This window comes from Streptomyces sp. NPDC012466 (assembly GCF_042955215.1).
Classification (GTDB): domain Bacteria; phylum Actinomycetota; class Actinomycetes; order Streptomycetales; family Streptomycetaceae; genus Streptomyces.
This window is the reverse complement of sequence record NZ_JBIBEQ010000005.1, coordinates 392,436-412,602: the sequence shown is the minus strand read 5'-3', so window position 1 is coordinate 412,602 and position 20,167 is coordinate 392,436. Positions and strand designations below refer to the sequence as shown.

The following is a 20,167-nucleotide window of genomic DNA, read 5'->3' as shown; positions in this document are numbered from 1 at the left end:
CGTATACACGAAGCGGAGGAATATGCCGGAGCGAAGGGCCGGGCGGTGCCCATGGCCGGTTTTCGGGTCCGCCCGGCCCCGGGGTCAGGAGCGGCGATAACTCTCCGGCGGCGCCAGATACCCGCCCGCCACCCCACCCGTGTCGATCACGATCTGGTCCACCGCGATCCCCGGGTCCACCATGAACACCCTCAGTACATGCTCGCCGGGCGCGGACACCGTCACCCGGGTCGTCAGCTTCTCGATGCCCTCCTCCACGTTGCGGGCCCAGGTGTCGCCCCGGTTGCCGGTGGCGATCGCCTGGCCCGACAGGACCGTCGGGGGCTGGTCGTCGAGGGCGACCGCGACGCGCCGCTTGCCGCGTTCGTCGAGAGAGGGCAGCCGGAACACCGTCACCGGGAACGTGCCGGCCGTGGAGAAGCGGATGCGGTACCGCAGCTCCGGGGACCGCACGGTGAGGTCCTCGGTGATCGGCGGTGCCGTCGTCGGGACCGCCTCGACGGCGGCCGTACGGCGGCCCAGCCCCCGCACGACCCGCCACCGCGCACCGCCGCGCGGCACCTCCCGGTCGAAGTGCGCGGCGTCGATCGACACATGGCCATGGGCCTCGACGAAGCCGCGGACGCGCCGCCGCGCCCGCTCCCCGTCGTTGACCACCAGCAGCGGCACCTCGATGCTCCGGTCCGCGCCGGTGAAGGTCAGCACGGGACGGTGCGTGCCCTCGGGCACCCGCGCCCAGTCGAGCTCGGCCCACACCCGGACCTGGTCGGTGAGTTCACCGCCCGCCGCGCTCAGCCGGACCCAGGGGGCGCTCGGCTCGGCCCGCCATTCCAGCGGCAGGAAGCCGGTGTTGAAGACGTCCACGAAGCGGCGGTCGCGGGTGTAGGACGAGAAGGACAACGGGCGGTCGGCCCCCGTCTCGTTGCCCTCGGACGCGAGGCCCAGGCCCGCTGTCTCCTGGCGGGGGACCCTGGTCACGGCCGGGCGGCCCGGCGCCTTCGGGATCTCGGAGGGGTAGGGGTTGACGATGCCGTCCCACTTCCCGCCCGCGACCTCGGTGGTGTAGCGCCGGGTGATCGCCTGCTCCTCGGCGTGCGCCGCCTCGGCCAGGTCCGCGAAGCGGTTCGTGCCCGCCCCGCGGCCCTGCCTGACGGCGAGGGCGTTGCGGTCCGCCCAGTAGTACTTGAGGTTCATCAACCAGGCACCGTGGACGGGGTATTCGACCAGCTCGTAGTAGGCGTCCCGGTAGGCCTCGGGCAGTTTCGCGCCGAGCCGCCGCGCACGGTCCAGCAACTGCTCGTAGGCCGCCATGCGGCGGCCCGCCTCGTCGCCGTGATGCACCGTCGAGAAGACCGCCCGGTCGATGAACTCCGGGCGCCGCTCCGCCGCCAGGCGGTAGTACTCGGTGCGGATGGCGGCGATCTCCGAACCGTACCGCCGGCCGAACTGGCGCCCGGCCCACTCCACGAGGAAGTCCTCGACGTTCCCGGGGCCCCAGCGGTCCACGTCCCAGGCCATGTCCAGGCAGAAGGACAGCCCGGTCTCGATCGACTTGATGTCACCGACGTTGAAGATCCACATGCGGTCCACCTGGTGCTCGTGGACCCGGCGCAACTCCTGCCACACCTTGCTCAACTGCGTGGTGTCCAGCCACAGATAGCTGCGGGGGCGTCCCCAGTAGGAGAGGTGGTAGTAGATGCCGTTGCCGCCGGGGCGGCGTCGCTCGGCGTCGTTCGGGAGCTGGCGCATGTTGCCGTGGTTGTCGTCCGGCCAGATCAGCGTGACGTCCTCGGGGACCCGGACGCCCGCGTTGTACAGCTCCAGGACCTCCTTGTACGGGATGAAGATCTGCGGCTCGGCCGCCGGGCCCACCTCCTCGGCCAGGATGCGGCGCTGGTCGGCGATGATGTCGTTCATCACCAGCACCTTCTCCGGGACGGTGGTGGCGTGCCTCGTCTCCAGCGCGGAGTCGTGCAGACCGCGCATGCCGATCGTCCAGCTGCTCTCGTAGGCGGCGTTCTGACGGGCCCGCGCCCGCCAGTAGTCGGAGATGACGGAGGGGTTCACCGTGTAGTCGTAGACGGGCGGCGTGCCGTCCTCGGCCCGGTGCTCCTCGGCCCACGGCTCCCATTCGTGGACGCCGTTGCGCAGCATGGCCTCGGGGTGGCTGGAGCCGACCACGATGCCGTAGCGGTCGGCCAGTTCGGGGTTCTCGCGGTGCTTGTTGAAGAAGTCGGAGTAGGGGTGCATCGCGGGCCAGAGGTAGTTGGCCTTGAGGCGCAGCAGCAGCTCGAAGACCCGCTCGTACGTTCTGGGGCCGATGTTCTTGTCCGGCTCCTGGGTGCGGTGGGACCAGGTGGTGAGGTTCTGCTCGTCGTTGATGAAGACGCCCCGGTAGCGGACGGCGGGTTCCCGGCGGACGAAGGGGCCGGCCGGGACCGTCACCGTGTCACGGCGGGCCACCGGAACGTCGGCCCACCAGTACCAGGGCGAGACGCCGATGCGTTCCGAGGTGTCGTAGACGCCGTAGACCGTGCCGCGGCGGTCGCTTCCGGCGATGACCAGGGCACGTCCCACACCGGGCAGCGGGCGGTCCACGACCTGGGTGACGGACGCCTCCCAGCGGCCCTTCACCCGGGAGACGTCCAGGCGTCCCTGCCCGACGAGGCGGTCGATCACCGGGCTCGTGCCGATCGTCCCCACCAGGACCAGCAGTTCGGCGCGGGGCGGCACGGTGTGCAGGAGCCCCGGTCGCACGCCGCCGACGCGCTCCACGTCCGCCTGGAGGTCGCCGGCCGCGCGGATGACGGCGGGGTCGTCCGCCGCGTCGACGAACACGTCCACGGCGGTGCCGTCCCGGAGCAGGGGAAAACCGGGGCGGTGGGCCGAGGGCGCCGCGGCTTCGGCGGCGGTGACGGGGAGCAGGGGAGCGGCACCCGCGGCCGCCATGCCCCGTAAGAAGGATTTGCGGGTGACGGACGGGAACGGCGGTCTCTGGGGCACTGGGCACTGCCTTTCCGCGCCGGCCCCGCGGCGGTCGACGTCCGGCCGTCGGCGGGGCTGCGCGCACAGGGAGGTGGCATGGGCAGGCTAGAAAGCGCTTGCCGCTGCACCATAGGCGAGGCCCTGTGAGAGCGTCCAGATGTGGGCGGTGGGTCCGCTGGTGCACCGCTTCCGGCCCGGGAGCCCCTGCCGCAGCGAGAGTTGGGGCGGGGCACGGGCCGACGGAACGTGCTCCACGGCGGACGTGGGCGCCGTCGCGCGTCACGACGGGGGATCGGTAGGTTGTCGCCCGCCTCGCCCCCCACGGAAGGTCAACCTGGTGCGCTCTCCATCCCTCCGGTCCGCTCTCACCGTTCCCGCCGCTGCCGCTGTGGCGGTCTCGCTGACCCTCGGTGCGGCCGGACCGGCCACCGCCGAAGCCCAGCGGCCCGCTCCCGCCCGTCAGACGGCCGCCGCCCACGGCCTCACTCCGATGACCGGCCTGTTCGCCCAGCGGCTGCTGCTGGCCGACAAGGTCGCCGCCGCCAAGTACGGCACCGCCACGCCGATCGACGACCCGGTGCGCGAGGCGCAGATCCTGGACGACGTCCGGGCCAGGGCGGCCGGCCTGGGGCTCGACCCGGAGGCCGTGGCCGCCGTGTTCCGGGACCAGATCGAGGCGAACAAGCTGGTGCAGCGCGGTCTGTACGCCCGCTGGGACGCGCACCCGGGCGAGCGCCCCACCGAACGCCCTGACCTCGCCAAGGAGGTCCGGCCCGCCCTGGACCGCATCACCACTCGGCTGCTGGCCGCGCTGCAGGAGACGGAACGGGCCCGGGCCGTGCCGTCGTGCGGTCCGCGCCTGGCCACGGCGGCCGGCTGGTCCGCCTACAGCCACCGGCTCGACGCCCTGCATCTGAAGGGACTCGGACGGGCGCTGCCGCCGGTGTGCGCCGAGGCCCGGTAGCCCCGCCGCTCAGACGGAGTCGCCGCTCTCGACGAGCCGGGCCAGGTTCGCCAGGGCCGTGCGCGTGCCCGTCTCGTTGTCGGCGGCGGGCACGGCGTCCGGGATGCCCTCGTGGACCATGAGCACGTCGGTGCCGCCGCCCTCCGCGTCGGAGAGCGTGGTCGTCAGCGTCATGGCGCCGCCCAGCGCGGGGTCGGACGTCTCGAACTCCAGCACCTCGACCACCCGCTCGTCCGGCACCAGCCGGGCGAAGTGCCCGTGGTAGGTGTCGGTGTGCGCGGCCGACTTCCCCGCGGCGTCCGGGGCGTCGTAGGTGAGCGAGACGCGGAACCTGCCGCCCTCGCGGGCGTCGAACTCGTGCACGTCGCCGCTCATCCCGGCCGGAACCCGCCAGCGCGCGATCGCCTCCGCGCTGACCAGCGCCCGGTAGACGGCCGCACGGGGAGCGTCGACATGACCGGAGACCCGGGACGTGTACATGGGCCCACCCTAGGGGGTGTGGTCCGCCCCGTTCGGCAGCGGCGGTTCCGACTCCAGGCGGCGCAGCTCCTCGTCGGTGAGGAGGCGGGAACGGAGCAGGAAGCGGACGCCCTCCGGAGCCTCCAGTGAGAAGCCGCTGCCGCGGCCCGGGACCACGTCCACGGTGAGGTGGGTGTGCGACCAGTACGTGAACTGGTCCGCGCTGATCCAGAACGGGGTGTCTGCGGCCACGTGCCCCAGCAGGACGTCCGAGGCGCCGACCCGGAACTCGCCGCGCGGGTAACACATCGGGGCGCTGCCGTCGCAGCAACCGCCGGACTGGTGGAACATCACCGGCCCGTGCGCCGCGGTCAGCCGCCGCAGCAGTTCCTCGGCGGCGGGGGTCAGTTCGACACGTCCTGTGCGCACGGTCATCTGGTCCTCCTGGCGGTGACGGTGGGTCGGGAACCGGTCCGTATCGCGAGTCCTCCAGTATCCGCCGCCGTACCCGCGGGGGCCACAAGGCGGGAGCGGCACCTGTCCGCGCCCGCCCCGCGCGGTGTCCCGGGTCAGGCCGACACGGCCCCGACCGCCTCCTACCCGGCCGACGTTCCGAACAGCGGGTCGTCCCGGCGGGCCGCACTTCCGGCCGCGTACACGCCGGCCATTCGGTGTCCGGGCGTGCGCCGACGGTGACCAGGACTTCGACGGCCTCGACAGGCCCGACACGGGCGCTGGTTGAATGCCGGGCATGACCGAAACCGGCGCGCACGAGACCGACCCCTGGGTTCAGTACTTCGCCCGACGCGGCCACCCCCACGCGCGGCGGCTCGCCTCCGGCATGGAAGGAACCGTCTACCGGCTTCAGGAGGGGACCGTCGCGAAGGTGTGGGCCGGGCGTCCTCCCGGGGACTTCGACCTCGTCCGACGGCTCTACGCCGACATCGCCGGGCACCCCCTGCCCTTCGGCACTCCGGAGATCCTCGACGCCGAGGAGTGCGACGGCGTGCTCGTCAGCTATGAACGCGAGCTCGGCGGGCGTCCGTTGCGGTCCGGCTCCGAGGGTGAGCAGCCCGCCCGCGACCTGCCCCGCCGGGAGACCGACGCCCTGCTCACCGTCCTGCGCGGGCTGGCTTCCGTCCCGGGCAGCGAGGTCATGCGGCGTCTGGTGTTCCAGGGGGACGACCGGCCGCTCTGGCAGGGCCACTCCCGCTTCTCCGACGCCCTCGCCGCCCTCGTGGAGCGGGCCGCCGACCGCAACCGGGCCGCCCTGGCCGCGCAGGTGCCCGGGCTGGCCGACGTGGTGTCCCGCACGGCCTCCGCGCTGCGGGCGCTGCCCGATCAGGCCGACAGCGTCATCCACGGCGACCTGGTGCCGCCCAACCTCCACGTGGACGGGGCCGGGCGGCCGGTCGCCGTCCTCGACTTCGGGTTCTGCACCACCGCGGGCGACCCCGCCTTCGAGGCCGCGGTCACGGCCGCCGTCTGGGACATGTACGGACCCGACGCCGCCCACCACACAGCCGAGCTGAGCCGCCTCTTCGCCCGGGAACTGGGCCATGCCGAAGAGGTCCTGGCCCTCTACCAGAGGGCCTACGCCCTCATCACGTACGACCTCTTCGGCATGGGCCCGCACGACGGGCACTTCCGCTGGTGCGCCGCCCGGCTGAGATGAGGCGGCCTACAGCAGGTCGCGGGGGACCTTCTCGTTCCAGGTGCGGGAGAAGACCCGCCGGTCGGCCTCGTACGCGTCGAGGGTCGCGTCGACGAAGAAGTCCGTCTCGTCGCACGTCAGCCGGGTGTGGGTGACCACCCGTGCGTCCCAGTCGTCCCGCCGGAACCGCATGGTCCAGGTGGTCTCGCCGCCGACCGAGGTGAAGTCGTCGGCGACCGCCGTGTAGCGCTCGTGGGCGCGGCGGCCGGCCTCCAGGCCGATGTCCTCGAAGCGGACCGTGCCCCGGTCCTTCACGATGTCCAGCTCGGAGCGGTAGTCGATCAGGTCCCGCTTGACCTCCCAGCGCTCCTCCGGGGGCGTCACCTGGGTCATGGCGAGCGGGGGAGTGCCCTCGGGCTCGCCGAAGGGGGACGAGGGCACCTCGTCGGGCTCGTCCACCGGCCGCACCGGCAGGGTGAGCGTGCTGGAGTGCTCGTGGACGCTGAGCAGGGCCGGCTTGGGCGCCGGCCAGGCCAGCGGCCAGTACGACGTCGACAGGGACAGCCGGATGCGGTGGCCCGGCGGGAACGCCTGTGCCACACCGTTCAGCGGGAGGGTGGCCCGGTAGCGCCGGCCCGGCTCCAGCGGCTCGGGCGACTCGGTGCTGTCACGCCGGGTCAGATTGAGAATGCCGTACGAGACGCGCGTCGCGGCGCCGTCGGGGCTCACGTCGGACAGCCGCGCGGCCACCAGGGCGACCGGTTCGCTGACCGACAGGTCGAGCTCCACGCTCGGCGAGCCGAGGATCTCCACCGGCTCGGTCAGCGGCTCGGTGTCGAAGACGAGCGAACCGCCGTCCTCCTCCCGCTGGTCGTAGGGCAGGTCCGGCGGCGCGTTGTAGGAGGCCCACTTGCCCGCGAACTGCCCGACCGACAGCGGCGACCGGACGGCCATCGCCTCACCGCCCTCGGGCGCCTCGGCCGCCGCGTCCCGCGGCGGCCCGATGGTGTGCCGGGTGAGCGGGTGCGTGACGGGTCGGATGTGCGGGGACGGCCAGTCCGGCTCGCCCACCCAGCGGCCCGGCCGCTCCTCGTAGGAGGTGGAGGGCGGCACACTGTCCTGCATCCACGCCTGGAGCATCGGCCCGTCCATGACGCCGTTGTCGACGCCCTTGAGCCAGTGATCCCACCACCGCACGAGTTCCTGGAGGTAGCCGATCGCGGGACCGGGCTCCCCGAGATGCGGGAACTTGTGCGACCAGGGCCCGATCAGCCCCTTGCGGGGCACGTCCAGATGGCCGAGCAGCCGGGTCACGGCGTTGGAGTAGCCGTCCGCCCAGCCGCTGGAGGCCAGGACCGGGCAGCGCACGCTGGAGTAGTCCTCGCACACCGAGGCGTGCCGCCAGTAGTCGTCGCGCCGCTGGTGACGCAGCCACTGCAGGACCCAGGGCTCGGTGTTCTCCAGCCGCTCGTGCCACATCTCGCGCCAGCGGTCGCCGACCACGGACGGGTCGGGCGGGCAGGTGCCGTAGGCGAACATGGTGCCCGCCTCGGCGAGGTTGTCCGACAGCAGGGCGCCGCCCATGTAGTGCATGTCGTCGGCGTGCCGGTCGTCGGTGAACGAGGCGATGGCGATGGCCTTCAGGCTCGGCGGCCGGCGGGCCGCCACCTGGAGCGCCGCGAACGCGCCCCAGGAGATGCCCATCATGCCCGTGCCGCCGTCGCACCAGGGCTGCTCCGCCAGCCAGGCCAAAACCTCCTCGGCGTCCGCCTGCTCCCGTTCCAGATACTCGTCGCGCAGCACGCCCTCCGAGTCACCGGTGCCGCGCAGGTCGACACGGACGCAGGCGTAGCCGTGCCCGGCGAGGTAGGGGTGGTGGATCGAGTCGCGTACGGCGGTCAGGTCGCGCTTGCGGTACGGGATGTACTCCAGCACCGCCGGCACCGGCTCCTGGTCGGAGGAGGTGGGGCGCCAGATGTGCGCGGAGAGCCGGACCCCGTCGGACATCGGGATCGTGACGTGCTCTTCTTCCTTCGTCTCGTACGGCAGGTTGGTCACGTAACGCATGGAAGTGACGTGCTCCTCACTTGCGCGCGGCTTCGGCCTCGGACGGGGCGTCCTCGAAGGAGAGGCCCAGAGCGGCCACGCAGTGGTCGAACTTCTTCCGCAGATCCGCCTCGTCGGCTCCGCCGGTGTAGATGTGCGCCAGCTCGTAGCTGTAGCTGTCCTGCCCGGGAAGGTCCGAGAGCCTCTCGCCCTCCCCGGGGATCACTTCGATGCGCACGCCCGGGGTCTCCCGCTCGATGCGGGCGATCTCCTCGGGACTCGGCACCCGGCGCACCACACCGTCGGTGAACCAGCGGTGGTACCACTTCGCGGCCATCGCGTACGAGCCCTCGCGGTGCGGCATGTGCGGGTCCTCGCCGAGGGCGAGGCTGACCATGCAGTGGTGGTTGGGCACGCCGTCGACGTACTGGAACAGCTCCGCGTGCGACTGGGAGTGCCGGGGGTTGATCTCCAGCAGGTTGATCTCCTGGGTCCGCGGGTCGTAGAAGTACTCGATGCTGAAGGTGGCCGAGTCCATCCCGATCTGCCGCATCACCCGCTCGCTGACGTCGTGCAGTTGTGTGATGACCGGCGGCGGCAGCATCGAGGGGTACTGGTGGCGCAGGAAGCAGGAGGAGTCGGGGTACTGGATGGAGTCCAGGACGCCGTAGATGGTCACCTCGCCCCGATGGACGTAGCCCTCGACGGCGACCTGGACGCCGGACATCGCCTCCTCGGCGAGGCAGACCCGGCCGCCCACGCCGTCCATCTCCGGCGGCAGGTCGATGCGTTCGAGAATGTGCTCGAAGGGCCGGCCGATGCGCGATATGCCCTCGCGGATCTCGGCGACGGCCTTGTGGAACTCCTCTTCGTCATCCACTCCGAAGGCGAGTTCGGAGGAGTACGAGAGGGCGGGCTTGAGCCACATGGGGAAAGTCACGTTCTCCGGCGGGCGCGGCGGGTCGGCCGACAGGTCGACCTGGTCGAAGCGCGGGTGCCGATCGGTGGCCTTCTGCTGCTCCAGCCGGCTCCAGTACTTGTGCTCGCACTTGACCACCGACTCCAGGCTGGTGCTGCGGGTGCCGTAGCGCTCGCTCAGCATCGGGACGAGGGTGCTGACCGGGAAGTCCCAGTAGCCCACGATCGCGTCGATGCTGCCGTCGAACGCGTCGAGCACGCCCTGGGCCTTGTCGAGCAGCGTGGGCAGGTGCACTTCGCCGACCTGGAGTTCCTCGATCGTCAGCAGCTGGTGGAAGCGCAACCGGTCGGCTCCCGGGACCTGCTGGAGCGTGGGCAGATTGGCCTCGTCGAGCCCGATCACGAAGACGTTCTTCACCGTCTCGTCAGACACGGCTCTCCTTCCGACGACGTACGGCCCGAGGGCCGGCTTGCAAGATCGTCGGGGTACCCCTCGTACCTGCGGGCATGCCGCTTCGGACACCGCGCCCGTACCGGACGCCGGGGAACATGCCTGTCGGGACCCGGACACCCTCGACACGCGTGAGATCGGCTCACACCCCGGCCGGCAAGGCCTGTTCCGTCCAGATGGTCTTGCCCGTGGGGGTCTGGCGGGTGCCCCACCGTTCGGCGAGCTGGGCGACGAGCAGCAGACCCCGCCCGCCCTCGTCGAAGACCCGGGCCCGGCGCAGATGCGGCGCGGTGCTGCTGCCGTCGGACACCTCGCAGATGAGGGTCGCATCGCGGATCAGCCGCAGCTCGATGGGGGCGCCGCCGTAGCGGAGCGCGTTGGTCACCAGCTCGCTGACGATCAGTTCGGTGGCGAACTCCGCCTCCGCCAGCCCCCATTCGGCCAGCTGCTCGCCCGCCATCTTGCGGGCCCGGGCCACGGCAGCGGGGTCCGGCGGCAGCTGCCAGGTGCGGACCTTCCCGGCGTCGAGCACGGCCGTGCGCGCCAGCATCAGCACGACGTCGTCGGTGGGCCGGCCGGCCAGCAGCGTGTGCAGCACCTGATCACAGGTCTCCTCCAGCGTGCCGGCGGGACTGCCCAGGGCCTGGCGCAGCAGGGCGGTGCCGATCTCGAGGTCGTGGCCGGGCGCCTCGATCAGACCGTCGGTGTACAGGGCGAGCAGGCTGTTCTCCTCCAGTTGCACCTCGACGGCCTCGAACGGCAGGCCTCCCAGACCCAGCGGCGGCCCCGCCGGAAGGTCGAGGAACCGTACGCCGCCGTCCGGTGTGACCAGCGCGGGCGGCGGATGCCCGGCACGGGCCATGGTGCAGCGGCGGGACACCGGGTCGTACACGGCGTACAGGCAGGTGGCGCCGACCTGCCCGGACGCCTCCTCCGCCCCGCGCGCCTCCGGGCCCTCCTCCCGGTCGAGGCGGATGACGAGATCGTCCAGCTGGGTGAGCAGTTCGTCGGGGGCGAGATCGACGTCCGCGAGGGTCCGTACGGCGGTCCGCAGCCGGCCCATCGTGGCCGACGCGTGGATGCCGTGGCCCACCACGTCACCCACGACCAGGGCCACGCGGGCACCGGACAGCGGGATGACGTCGAACCAGTCGCCCCCGATGTCCGCTCCGGCCCCGGTCGGCAGATAGCGGTAGGCGAGGTCCATCGCCGCGAGCTTCGGGAGCCGCTCGGGAAGCAGGCTGCGCTGGAGCGCCAGGGCCGTGCGGCGTTCCCGGGTGAAGCGGCGGGCGTTGTCCACGCTCACCGCCGCCCTCGCGACGATGTCCTCCGCGAGCAGCAGGTCGTCCTCGCTGAACGGGTCCGGGGTCCGGTGGCGCAGGAAGTGCACCAGGCCCAGGGTCACGCCCCGGGCGCGCAGCGGCACCATCATCACCGAGTGGATCAGGTGCCTGGACACGGATTCGGCGCGGCCGGGGGAGGCCACGAGCCACTCCCGCAGCTCCGGATCGCCCGGCCGGTGCCGGGCGCCCCGGCCGGCGGCCAGGGTCCGCAGCGGAAGCGTCCCCACCGGGTAGCGGGTGGTGGAGCCCGGGGCCACCACCGACTCCGGGCAGCCCTCCAGCACCGACCGCTGCGCGGTGCGCCGCAGGGTGACCGGCGTGTCGGGCGGCAGCTGTTCCGGCTCGTCACCCAGGGCGACGGACTCCAGCAGGTCCACGGTGACGAAGTCCGCGAACCCCCCGGCGACGGCCACCTCGGCCATCTCCTCGGCTGTCCGGGTCACGTCCAGGGTGCTTCCGATCCGCAGACTGGCCTCGTTGAGCACCGCCAGCCGGCGGCGGGCCCAGTACTGCTCCGTCGTGTCGAACACGGTCGCCGACATGCCCTGGACCGCGCCGGTCTCGTCCTTCAGCGGCGACATGAACATCGACCAGGCGTGCGGCCGGATCTCGCCCGGGGCCTTGCCGTGCTCCTCGTGGAAGATCAGCTCGCCGGTGCGCAGGACCTCCCGCTGGAGGCGGTCGTAGGCGTCGAAGGGCGGGTTCGGCTCGATCTCCCACAGGGTCAGGCCCTTCATCTCCTCCTCGGACCTGCCCATCACCTCGGTCATGATCTCGTTGGCCGCCACCAGCCGGGCGTCCCGGTCGTAGACCGCCACCGGCACGGGGAGCTGGGCGAGCGTGAGGTCCCACAAGGGCAGGGCCCCGTGATCGGCCGGCGCGGCCGTGTACACGGGCACCGTGCCGGTCACGAGCCAGAGCCGCCTGCCCTCCGCGTCCAGCAGCGGCGTCCCCTGCAGCCGGACCACCACCCGGTTGCCGTCCCGGTGCCGCAGCGCCACCTCACCGGCCCAGCGTCGGCCCTCGGCCGCGTGCCGCCGCGTGGACTCCGGGAGCCGGGCGGCGAGCAGGTCGACGACGGGCCTGCCCACGAGCTCGGCCGGCTCGTATCCGAGCAGGCGGCGAGCACCGTCGCTCCACACCATGATCGCCCCGTCGGCGTCGACGACGACCGCCAAATCCTCCGGTACGCGTCCCTCCACGGTGCCTCCGGATGTGCCGCCCCTGCCTGCTCACGCTTCCCTGCACCGATTGTCCCGCTACCGACCCGCTGTGGCTCGTCTGCCGTGCGCCACCGCGGTGACCAGTGAAGACGAAGGCGAGATGGCTGAGCGGACGATCGACACCGACGTGGCGGCCCCGCGCAGAAGCCCCCTGGCCGGTCTGGCGGAGCGGATGCGCGCCGCCACCGTCACCGGGGCCCGGGGTGTCGAACCGGTCCGCACCCGTCGCCTGCGACAGGGAGGTGCTCTCCGGCGACCTGTGTGGCCGGCTGCCCGGCCGGATGAGCGACATCCGTCGCTCGTTCCCGCCGGGCTTCAAGTGCGCCAAGCCTCACCGCCGAGCACGGTGATCCTGCGCTGGATTCCCCCCGGGCTCGTCTGCGGCAGAGGCCCGCTCGGGTCCGTCAGACGGCCAGGCGTTCCACCAGCAGGAAGCCGCCGATGACGATCATCAGGGCGCCGGAGGCACGGGTCACCGCCCGGGCCGCGGAGGGCCTGGTCCTCAGGACCGTGCGGGCCAGGACCCCCACGGTGAGGTAGACGACGGCGCAGGCGGTCATGTGCAGTGAGCCGAGCAGGCCGGTCTGGCCGGCGACCGGCCAGGCACCCGCGGGGTCGATGAACTGCGGGAACAGGGAGAAGTAGAGCAGCAGGGCCTTGGGGTTCAGCCCGCTGGTACCCGCTCCCTTGAGCATGACCCGCACCCGGGACGAACCCCCGGCGCCCAGCTCGGCCCCGGTGGCCGTCAGGGTGGCCGGCTGCCGCAGCACCCCCCACCCGAGCCACACCAGGTAGCCGGACCCGGCCACGGTCAGCGCGGTGAGCAGCGTCCCCGAGCTCGCCACGATCACCACCAGACCCGCTACCGCGAGCAGGGTGTACCCCGCGTATCCGGCGACCAGCCCGGCGACCGCCGGCACGACCGACCGGTCCCGCAGGCCCGCCGTGATCGCGTAGGCCCAGTCCGCACCGGGGGTGAATATCAGCAGCAGATCCACCGCCAGGAAGGCCGCCAGCGTCGTCGTGTCCATCGATCGTTCCCTCTCACATGCCGTGGTGCGAGAGGAAGGCTAGGGCGGATCGGCCCGAAGGTGTTCCCTTCTTTACTCCTTGATCGCGTGATCTGGGGCAGAATCTTCTCCATGGATGCCCTGGACCGGAAAATTCTTACCGAGCTGCAGCTGGACGGCCGCCTCACCGTCACCGAGCTGGCCGCCCGCGTGAAACTGAGCGTCTCGCCCTGCCACCGCAGACTGCGCGATCTCGAACGCGAGGGCGCGATCCGCGGATATCGCGCCGTGGTGGACCCGGCCGCCGTGGGCCTCACCTTCGAAGCCCTGGTCTTCGTCACCCTGCGCTGGGAGGACGCGGACACCGTCTCCGCGTTCGAAGAGGCGGTGGCGGCCGTCCCGCACGTGCTCCAGGCGCAGCGCCTGTTCGGCGACCCCGACTACCTCCTGCGCGTCGCCACCACCGACCTGGGCGCCTTCCAGCAGCTCTACGACCAGCAGCTCGCCAGGCTCCCCGGCGTCCAGCGCCTCAACTCCACGCTCGTCATGAAGCACGTCGTCGACGACCGCCCCCTGCCGGAGTGACCGGCTCGCACCGGTGAGCGGGAGACAGGGCAGGAGGCGCGGGCCGGCAGGCGCACCGGGCGGAGGATCACCGGCCGCATGTGCGCCACCGGTCAACAACCGGTGCGCTGCGGGGCAATCGATATGCCCCCGGCAGGCCTAGCGTGGCCGGGTCCCTTGCATCAGCCGCTCGGAAACGAGGAAGCAGCACATGCCGTACATCACCGTGGGCCAGGAGAACTCCACCGCCATCGACCTGTACTACGAGGATCACGGGTCAGGGCAGCCGGTCGTCCTCATCCACGGCTTCCCGCTCGACGGGCACTCCTGGGAGCGGCAGAGCGCCGTGCTGCTCGCCGCCGGCTACCGCGTGATCACCTATGACCGGCGCGGTTTCGGGCAGTCCGCCCAGCCGGCGACCGGCTACGACTACGACACCTTCGCGGCCGACCTGAACACCGTGATGGAAACCCTGGACCTGCGGGACGCCGTCCTCGTCGGGTTCTCGATGGGCACCGGCGAGGTCGCCCGGTACGTATCCCGGTACGGCTCGGACCGGGTAGCCAAGGTCGCCTTCCTCGCCTCTCTGGAGCCCTGCCTGCTCAAGTCCGACGACAACCCGGACGGGGTCGCCCCGAAGGAGTTCTTCGACGGGGTCGTCGCGGCGGTGAAGGCCGACCGCTACGCCTATTACACGGACTTCTACAAGGACTTCTACAACCTCGACGAGAACCTCGGCACCCGCATCAGCGAGGAGGCCGTCCGCAACAGCTGGCACGTCGCCGCGCGCGGAGGATTCTTCGCCGCGTCCGCCGCGCCCGCGACCTGGTACACCGACTTCCGCGCCGACATCCCGGCGATCGACGTGCCCGCGCTGATCCTGCACGGCACGGGCGACCGCATCCTGCCCGTGGAGGGGACCGCGCGACGGTTCCACAAGGCTCTTCCGGCCGCGGACTACGTGGAGATCGAAGGTGCCCCGCACGGTCTGCTCTGGACCCACGCGGAGGAGGTCAACTCGGCGCTGCTCGCCTTCCTGGCGAAGTGACCGGATTCCTCCCCCGATTCCTCCTGGACCGCCCCGGGGCGGGATGCTGACATCGTCGAGGCCGGCAGCGGCTCCCGCCTGCCGGCCTTTGATGATGTCCAGCGGAGAACAGGTGTCCGTCGTCCTTCGCCTCGACGTGTGAAACTCCACGGCCTGTCCGGCGAAGGGAAGACGGACACGGCGGAGCGGGAACGTTCCGGAACACCGGCCCGTTTCCCTTGAGTTCACCCACCTCCGAGTCCGCCCACGCCTGACGTCGCCACGCCCTGATCCACCTCATGTCGCCGCCCCTGGGAGCATCGTGCCCGACACCACGCCCGACACGACCACCGTCCTGCCCGCACTCCCGGCACTGAGCGCGCAGGCCGAGCGCCTGATCGAGCTGGGGGTGCACGAGAGGGCCGGGTTGCCCGCCGACGAGATCCGCACGTTCGCCGCCGGGGCCGGGGCCGGGGCCGGGGCCGGTGCCGACGGCGACGGTGCGCTGCTGGCCGTACGCCCGGACCTGGCACCGGCCTCCGCCCTCGCTCCGCTGCTCCGCCGCGACGGCAAGCCGGGCTTCGTCGTCGTCGACATGCCCGACGTCGACGAGTTCACCCCCTGCGCCGTCGAACTGCCCGACGCCCCGCTCTACGTCGTCACCGGCATCGACCGCGGCGACCACATGGCCAACTGGTCCCCGGACGAGGCGCTGCCCGCCCTCACCGAGGGCGGCCGCACCCCGCTGGTGCTCACCGAGGGCATCCACTGGGTGCTCCAGCAGCCCGAGGCCCTGGAACGCAACCTCTGCTTCATGACCATCGGCTCCCGGCTGCGCAAGCCCAACGGCAGCCTGGACGCCCGCACCCCGGCGATCTGGATCAGCAACGGCACCGGCCGGGACGGCCGCGAGCGGCGCAACGCCCCCAAGGTCGGCTGGTGCTGGTGGAACAACCGGCACACCTGGCTGGGCTTCGCCTCCGCGACGGGGCGCCGGGGCTGAGGCCCGTCACGGCGCGAACCGGAGGGTGGGCACCGGCCGGCCCGCGATCGGCGCGGCGAGGCCCGCCCGGCGGACGGGGCAGACGCAGGTGCACCCCGCCCGCCTCGGCCGACCACGAAAGGGGCGCCTGTCTGCGCCGGTACTGCGGCGTCCGACCGGGACTGCCGCCGCGGTGCCGGCCCGACGGCGTCGCGGCGGGGGCCGGGGATCCGGAGGGAGGGGGCGCCGGCTCAACCCCCTCCGGCAGCATTCGTCGTCCCGCGTCCGGAAACCGAGGTCAGCCGGCCAGGGGCTGCCAGCGCGGCCCTGGGTCGAGCCTCCCGCGCCACACCAGCGCCCCATCGACCAGGCCGGGCTTGTCCCGTGTCGCCAGGGCGGGGAATGCGAGCATGTCGGCGGCTTCCTCCCACCAGCGCCCCCACTCACTCACGCGGGCGCACCCGTACGAGCCCGCAGCGCCTGGTACACGGACCACACCACCGCCACCAGCGGTACGGCCACCACCGCGCCGATCACCCCCGCCGCGACCGCCCCGCCGACCACCGCCAGGGCGACCACCACCGGGTGCAGGCGCACGGCCCAGCTCATCACGATGGGGTGCAGGAGGTGGCCCTCGATCTGGCCGATGACCACGATCAGGGCCACGACCACCAGGGCGATGAGCGGCCCCTTCGACGCCAGCGCGACGACCGCGGCGATCGCCAGGGCGATGGGCGAGCCGATCAAGGGGATGAACGCGGCCAGGAACTCCAGCAGGGCCAACGGCACGGCGAGCGGCACCCCGAGGGCGAACAGTGCGATGCCCACGAGGACCGCGTTGGTCGCCGCCACCAGCAGGATGCCGTGCGTGTATCCGGTGAAGGTCCGCCAGGCGGCCCCGGCCGCGACCGCGAACCGCTGCCGGGCCCGGACGGGGAGCTGGTCGCACAACCACTGCCACTGCTTGTCGCCGGAGTGCGTGAAGAAGACCGCGCAGAACAGGGCCAGCGCGAGCACGGTCAGCACCTCGACCAGCCGGCTCGCACCGCTGAGCGCCGTGCTGATGAGGGTGGAGCGGTGGTCCGACAGGAGCTTGCCGATCCGCGACTGGAGGTCGTCGAACGCGTCCGCGGGGAGCCGGAAGGGCGGTTCCTCCAGCCGCCGCTCGATCCGGTCGATCCCCGCCACGAACTCCTTCTCCAGCCCGGTCCGCTGGTCCGCCACGGTCTCACCCACCAGGGCCAGTGCCCCGAGAACGAGGACGATGCCACCGATGAGGGCGGCGGCGACCGCGAGCGGCCGGGGCATGTACCGGGCGAGGAGACCGGCCACGGGACGCAGCACCGCGGTGATGACGAGACCGAGGAAGACGGCGACGGCGACCCGGTGGAACTGCCCGAGCAGGGAGAAGGCGACCCGGACGACGATGCCGACCGCGATGAGCCGCCACGCGTACGCGGCAGCGGTCCGCAGCACGCCCGGCACCCGCGACTCGGCGTCGGTCGGGCGGGGCAGGGCCGAGGCGGGTGGATCGGGGGGCGTCGACATCTCATGCCCGTACCACCCCTCGGCCGCCGAGCCGCCGAGCCGGCTCGCAATTCCCCCGAAGGCCGGTACGGGCCCGGCCGGACGGACGCCGGATCCGGGCCCCTGCCGAAGATGATCCGGACCGGTGTCGTCCCGCCGGATGACGGCGACCCTCCGGCTCCGCCTAGCGCACGGGGAAACCGAAGGAGTATCCCTGCTCCTTCAGCCACGGCAGGACCTCTCGCAGGGCGGCCACGGTCTGCGAGCGGTCTCCTCCGGCATCGTGGAAGAGGAGCGTCGGGCCGTTGGAGATCTCGTTCTTGACGGTGGCGACCATGGTCTCGGTGCCGGGGCGCTCGAAGTCCTTGGAGTCGATGTTCCAGCCGAGCGGGCGCATCCCGTGCGACGCGGCGAGGTGACGGCTGTAGGGGGTGAAGGCACCTCCCGGGGCCCGGTAGTACTGGGGGCGCACACCCCCGGACGCATCGGTGATCATGCGTGCGGCGTCCATGATCTGCCGGGACTGGTAGGCCTTGGACTTGCGGTCCATGGTGACGTCATGCGAGACGGTGTGGTCGCAGAGCCGGTGCCCGGCCGCCACCACCGCCTTGACCAGGGCGGGGTGCGCGCGGGCCTGGGTGCCCACCATGCAGAAGGTGGCCTTCACCCCGTTGTCCCGCAGCACCTCCAGCACCTGAGGTGTCCAGACGGGGTCCGGCCCGTCGTCGATGGTGATGTTGACGCTGCGGGTGCCCCCGTCCGAGGCGTGCGCGATGTCCGCCGGCACCTGCGCCGCCTTGCGGTCCTGGGGCTGCGACCGGGCGGGCGGCGCCGAGACGCCCGCCCGGTCGGGCCGGCCCTCGGTGGAGCCGAGTTGGGCGGCCCAGAACGAGGTCATGCCGGCCACCGCGGTCACCCCGAGCGCCGCCGCCAGCACCTTGGCGTACCATCCCCGTCCGCCGCTTCGCACCATGTCTTCCGTTCCCTCGCCGTCGCCGTGGAGCCTGTGCACACGGCAAGAGGGCGGAAGGCGGCCGTCGGATCCGTCTGTTACCGATCACGGACAATCTCTGCCGGGCGGTCCGTGCGCGGTCGTCCGAACAGCGGAAGCGGCCAGAGCGGCCGGTCGCCGGACGGGAGAACGACGAGAGGCCGTCGCGGCGGTTCCAGGCGCCGCAGCCGTACGAGGTGCGCGGTGCCCGTGCTGACGCACGCGGCGCGGCCGTCCTTCAGTGGGCTTGCTCGGCGGCGAGGGTCGCTGAGTGAGCGGAGCTCGGACCGTCCCGGCCCGCGTCACCTCCGCCGGCCTGATCAGCTCGTCCCGCGTCATGCTCCCGCCCCATCAAGTCCTGTGCAGCGCGACGACGTTGAGCCTACGCGGGGCGGGCGGTGACGTTCCGGGGCGTCGAGGGGGGCGGGGCGGTCCTGGCGTGTTCGCTCTAGTCGGCCTCGCGCTCCAGGACGCGGCGGGCCGCCTCGGCCTCCGCCGCCGGCGGTGACAGCTCGTCGAGGGTGTCGAGCTCGTCGTCCGCCTCCAGCTCCCGCTCCCAGGCCCCCGCGAGGCGTTCCTGCTCCTCGCGCGGCCGGGAGCCGACATCATCGCGGTGCTGCGGGTCCAGGGCTGCCAGGAATCGTCCGACCTGGTCCGTGGGCATACGGGGCTCCTTGTCGTGGGGAAGGGGTGCCACCAGGCCCAGCATGGCTGAACGCCCGGGCGCCCGCCGCTCGACGCAGCCGGGGGACTCCGCGCCGGCGGCGCGGCGGCGGCAGGTCGAGGCCGTAGCGGCGATCTCCTCGACCTCGTGCGACGAAGGCAGAGGCCGGTTTCTCGCCGACACCCCCTAGAAGCCACCTCCGCCCCGGTCGCGTCGGGCCGCGCGGACGGCGAGGACCACGCCGACCAGCAGCAGGAGCAGGCCGGCGATGTTCCAGGCCCAGTCGTACGGCGTGACATCCACCCCGTAGCGGATCTGGTGCAGGCGCAGCAGCTTGTGGTCGACGATCCCGTCGAACACCTGGAACAGGCCCAGGCCCAGGAAGAGGCCCGCCCACGCCGGGGACCGGACCAGGGAACGGCGGCGGCGCAGGTCGGCGTAGAGGAAGAAGCCGGCGACCAGGGCCAGCAGCTCGGCACTGTGCAGCAGCCCGTCGGACAGCAGGCCCACGCGGGTGGTGGAACGGTCGTAGAAGTGGTGCCAGCCGAGGAGCTGGTGGAAGACGATCTCGTCGATCGCCGCCATCACAGCCGCCCCGATCAGCGCGCAGACGGCCATCGACCTCCGGGGTTCGGGTCCGACGCCCGGGGAGGTGGTCGACCGGGCCGCTCTCGTCATGGGCATCGCCTCCTGCCGTGGTGTGGGCCCCCGAGCCCGCCGTCCCCGCGCCGCGCCAGGGGGAGCGGCGGCAGGCGGTGCCGGCCGTCCCGGACGCGGAGGTGACCTGACGGTGCTACCGGGTACCCGCCCCGACATGCTCAAGCGCGCGCTGTGGCAGGGACTGCTCGCCGGCACTGCCGGAGGCGTCGTGATGACCCTCGGCGAGAAGATCGAGCAGGCCGTCACCGGACGGCCGGACTCCCATGTGCCGGCCCGGGTCCTCCAGCGGCTCACCGGCCTGCCCGAACGTCCCGGCGCCCAGCCGCTGCCGGTCAACCGGGCCATGCACTTCGGCCAAGCCGCCCTGCTCGGCGTGCTGCGGTCGATCATGGCCCAGTCGGGACTGCGCGGGCCGTTCGCCTCCGCCAAGTTCACGGTGATCCGCCTCACCAACGACCAGATCCTGGAGAACGCCACCGGCGTGGGCGCCCCGCCGCCCACCTGGCCCCGCAGGGAACTCGTCGTGGACGTCCTGCACAAGACCGTCTACGCGTTCGTCACCGGCGCCGTCGCCGACGCCCTGGCGGACCGCGACGGCCCCGGGCCCGGACAGCGTCACGCCGCCCTGCGCCCGGGGCGCCACGCCGGTGTCGGACCGCTTCCCCGCAGGCACGCGCACGGCACGTGAACCCGGGCGAC

General features: G+C 72.4%; 17 protein-coding genes. 6 read left to right on the top strand and 11 right to left on the bottom strand.

Annotated elements, in window-relative coordinates; genetic code table 11:
• Positions 1 to 84: 84 nt before the first annotated feature.
• On the bottom strand, positions 85 to 2,949 hold the full coding sequence (locus tag ACFY9E_RS20925) for a glycosyl hydrolase 115 family protein (protein WP_390986035.1): 2,865 nt from the start codon (positions 2,947 to 2,949) through the stop codon (positions 85 to 87).
• 373 nt (positions 2,950 to 3,322) lie between these two features.
• On the opposite strand from ACFY9E_RS20925, the gene ACFY9E_RS20920 reads away from it, so the two are divergent.
• Positions 3,323 to 3,949, top strand: coding sequence for a chorismate mutase (locus ACFY9E_RS20920; protein ID WP_390986032.1), 627 nt, complete (start codon positions 3,323 to 3,325; stop codon positions 3,947 to 3,949).
• Between the two features lie 9 nt (positions 3,950 to 3,958).
• On the opposite strand, the gene ACFY9E_RS20915 is transcribed toward ACFY9E_RS20920, so the two are convergent.
• Positions 3,959 to 4,429, bottom strand: a complete 471-nt coding sequence (locus ACFY9E_RS20915; RefSeq protein WP_390986029.1) for an SRPBCC domain-containing protein — start codon at positions 4,427 to 4,429, stop codon at positions 3,959 to 3,961.
• Positions 4,430 to 4,438: 9 nt separating this feature from the next.
• Entirely contained in the window at positions 4,439 to 4,843 is a 405-nt protein-coding gene (locus ACFY9E_RS20910) for a DUF779 domain-containing protein (protein WP_390986026.1), read from the bottom strand.
• Positions 4,844 to 5,159: 316 nt separating this feature from the next.
• Between ACFY9E_RS20910 and ACFY9E_RS20905 the strand changes: the two genes are divergently transcribed.
• Positions 5,160 to 6,083, top strand: a complete 924-nt coding sequence (locus ACFY9E_RS20905) for a phosphotransferase (protein ID WP_390986024.1) — start codon at positions 5,160 to 5,162, stop codon at positions 6,081 to 6,083.
• A gap of 6 nt (positions 6,084 to 6,089) precedes the next feature.
• On the opposite strand, the gene ACFY9E_RS20900 is transcribed toward ACFY9E_RS20905, so the two are convergent.
• From ACFY9E_RS20900 to ACFY9E_RS20885, 4 genes are all read right to left on the bottom strand, one after another.
• Positions 6,090 to 8,129 carry a CocE/NonD family hydrolase gene (locus ACFY9E_RS20900; protein ID WP_390986021.1) on the bottom strand — a complete coding sequence of 680 codons (2,040 nt, stop codon included), beginning with the start codon at positions 8,127 to 8,129 and terminating at the stop codon, positions 6,090 to 6,092.
• A 16-nt stretch (positions 8,130 to 8,145) separates the two neighbouring features.
• Positions 8,146 to 9,459, bottom strand: a complete 1,314-nt coding sequence (locus tag ACFY9E_RS20895; RefSeq protein WP_390986019.1) for an ATP-grasp domain-containing protein — start codon at positions 9,457 to 9,459, stop codon at positions 8,146 to 8,148.
• A 160-nt stretch (positions 9,460 to 9,619) separates the two neighbouring features.
• The gene (locus ACFY9E_RS20890) at positions 9,620 to 12,022 is read right to left on the bottom strand and encodes a SpoIIE family protein phosphatase (protein WP_390986016.1); all 2,403 of its coding nucleotides are present in this window, start codon (positions 12,020 to 12,022) and stop codon (positions 9,620 to 9,622) included.
• A 425-nt stretch (positions 12,023 to 12,447) separates the two neighbouring features.
• Positions 12,448 to 13,074, bottom strand: coding sequence for a LysE family transporter (locus ACFY9E_RS20885; protein WP_390986014.1), 627 nt, complete (start codon positions 13,072 to 13,074; stop codon positions 12,448 to 12,450).
• Positions 13,075 to 13,185: 111 nt separating this feature from the next.
• Between ACFY9E_RS20885 and ACFY9E_RS20880 the strand changes: the two genes are divergently transcribed.
• The 3 genes from ACFY9E_RS20880 to ACFY9E_RS20870 all read left to right on the top strand — a co-directional run bounded on the left by ACFY9E_RS20880 (position 13,186) and on the right by ACFY9E_RS20870 (position 15,647).
• Positions 13,186 to 13,638 carry an Lrp/AsnC ligand binding domain-containing protein gene (locus ACFY9E_RS20880; protein ID WP_390986012.1) on the top strand — a complete coding sequence of 151 codons (453 nt, stop codon included), beginning with the start codon at positions 13,186 to 13,188 and terminating at the stop codon, positions 13,636 to 13,638.
• A gap of 190 nt (positions 13,639 to 13,828) precedes the next feature.
• A complete protein-coding gene (locus ACFY9E_RS20875) occupies positions 13,829 to 14,665 on the top strand; it encodes an alpha/beta fold hydrolase (protein WP_390986011.1) in 837 nt (278 codons plus the stop codon).
• Positions 14,666 to 14,966: 301 nt separating this feature from the next.
• Positions 14,967 to 15,647, top strand: a complete 681-nt coding sequence (locus ACFY9E_RS20870; RefSeq protein WP_390986009.1) for a DUF5701 family protein — start codon at positions 14,967 to 14,969, stop codon at positions 15,645 to 15,647.
• Between the two features lie 426 nt (positions 15,648 to 16,073).
• Here the strand turns inward: ACFY9E_RS20870 and ACFY9E_RS20865 are convergent, their stop codons facing one another.
• The 4 genes from ACFY9E_RS20865 to ACFY9E_RS20850 all read right to left on the bottom strand — a co-directional run bounded on the left by ACFY9E_RS20865 (position 16,074) and on the right by ACFY9E_RS20850 (position 19,486).
• Positions 16,074 to 17,174 carry an AI-2E family transporter gene (locus ACFY9E_RS20865; protein ID WP_390986006.1) on the bottom strand — a complete coding sequence of 367 codons (1,101 nt, stop codon included), beginning with the start codon at positions 17,172 to 17,174 and terminating at the stop codon, positions 16,074 to 16,076.
• 163 nt (positions 17,175 to 17,337) lie between these two features.
• On the bottom strand, positions 17,338 to 18,126 hold the full coding sequence (locus ACFY9E_RS20860) for a polysaccharide deacetylase family protein (RefSeq protein ID WP_390986003.1): 789 nt from the start codon (positions 18,124 to 18,126) through the stop codon (positions 17,338 to 17,340).
• Between the two features lie 466 nt (positions 18,127 to 18,592).
• Positions 18,593 to 18,808, bottom strand: a complete 216-nt coding sequence (locus tag ACFY9E_RS20855; protein WP_390986000.1) for a hypothetical protein — start codon at positions 18,806 to 18,808, stop codon at positions 18,593 to 18,595.
• Positions 18,809 to 18,994: 186 nt separating this feature from the next.
• Positions 18,995 to 19,486: a DUF2243 domain-containing protein gene (locus tag ACFY9E_RS20850; RefSeq protein WP_390985997.1), complete on the bottom strand. Its 492-nt coding sequence runs from the start codon at positions 19,484 to 19,486 to the stop codon at positions 18,995 to 18,997.
• A gap of 136 nt (positions 19,487 to 19,622) precedes the next feature.
• On the opposite strand from ACFY9E_RS20850, the gene ACFY9E_RS20845 reads away from it, so the two are divergent.
• Positions 19,623 to 20,156, top strand: a complete 534-nt coding sequence (locus ACFY9E_RS20845) for a hypothetical protein (RefSeq protein ID WP_390985995.1) — start codon at positions 19,623 to 19,625, stop codon at positions 20,154 to 20,156.
• Positions 20,157 to 20,167 lie beyond the last annotated feature (11 nt).

Coding starts and splice junctions, on each gene's coding strand:
- ACFY9E_RS20850 (WP_390985997.1), bottom strand. CDS start 19,486: ATGACGAGAGCGGCCCGGTCGACCACCTCCCCGGGCGTCGGACCCGAA.
- ACFY9E_RS20905 (WP_390986024.1), top strand. CDS start 5,160: ATGACCGAAACCGGCGCGCACGAGACCGACCCCTGGGTTCAGTACTTC.
- ACFY9E_RS20845 (WP_390985995.1), top strand. CDS start 19,623: ATGCTCAAGCGCGCGCTGTGGCAGGGACTGCTCGCCGGCACTGCCGGA.
- ACFY9E_RS20910 (WP_390986026.1), bottom strand. CDS start 4,843: ATGACCGTGCGCACAGGACGTGTCGAACTGACCCCCGCCGCCGAGGAA.
- ACFY9E_RS20880 (WP_390986012.1), top strand. CDS start 13,186: ATGGATGCCCTGGACCGGAAAATTCTTACCGAGCTGCAGCTGGACGGC.
- ACFY9E_RS20900 (WP_390986021.1), bottom strand. CDS start 8,129: ATGCGTTACGTGACCAACCTGCCGTACGAGACGAAGGAAGAAGAGCAC.
- ACFY9E_RS20925 (WP_390986035.1), bottom strand. CDS start 2,949: ATGGCGGCCGCGGGTGCCGCTCCCCTGCTCCCCGTCACCGCCGCCGAA.
- ACFY9E_RS20915 (WP_390986029.1), bottom strand. CDS start 4,429: ATGTACACGTCCCGGGTCTCCGGTCATGTCGACGCTCCCCGTGCGGCC.
- ACFY9E_RS20885 (WP_390986014.1), bottom strand. CDS start 13,074: ATGGACACGACGACGCTGGCGGCCTTCCTGGCGGTGGATCTGCTGCTG.
- ACFY9E_RS20875 (WP_390986011.1), top strand. CDS start 13,829: ATGCCGTACATCACCGTGGGCCAGGAGAACTCCACCGCCATCGACCTG.
- ACFY9E_RS20855 (WP_390986000.1), bottom strand. CDS start 18,808: ATGCCCACGGACCAGGTCGGACGATTCCTGGCAGCCCTGGACCCGCAG.
- ACFY9E_RS20860 (WP_390986003.1), bottom strand. CDS start 18,126: ATGGTGCGAAGCGGCGGACGGGGATGGTACGCCAAGGTGCTGGCGGCG.
- ACFY9E_RS20865 (WP_390986006.1), bottom strand. CDS start 17,174: ATGTCGACGCCCCCCGATCCACCCGCCTCGGCCCTGCCCCGCCCGACC.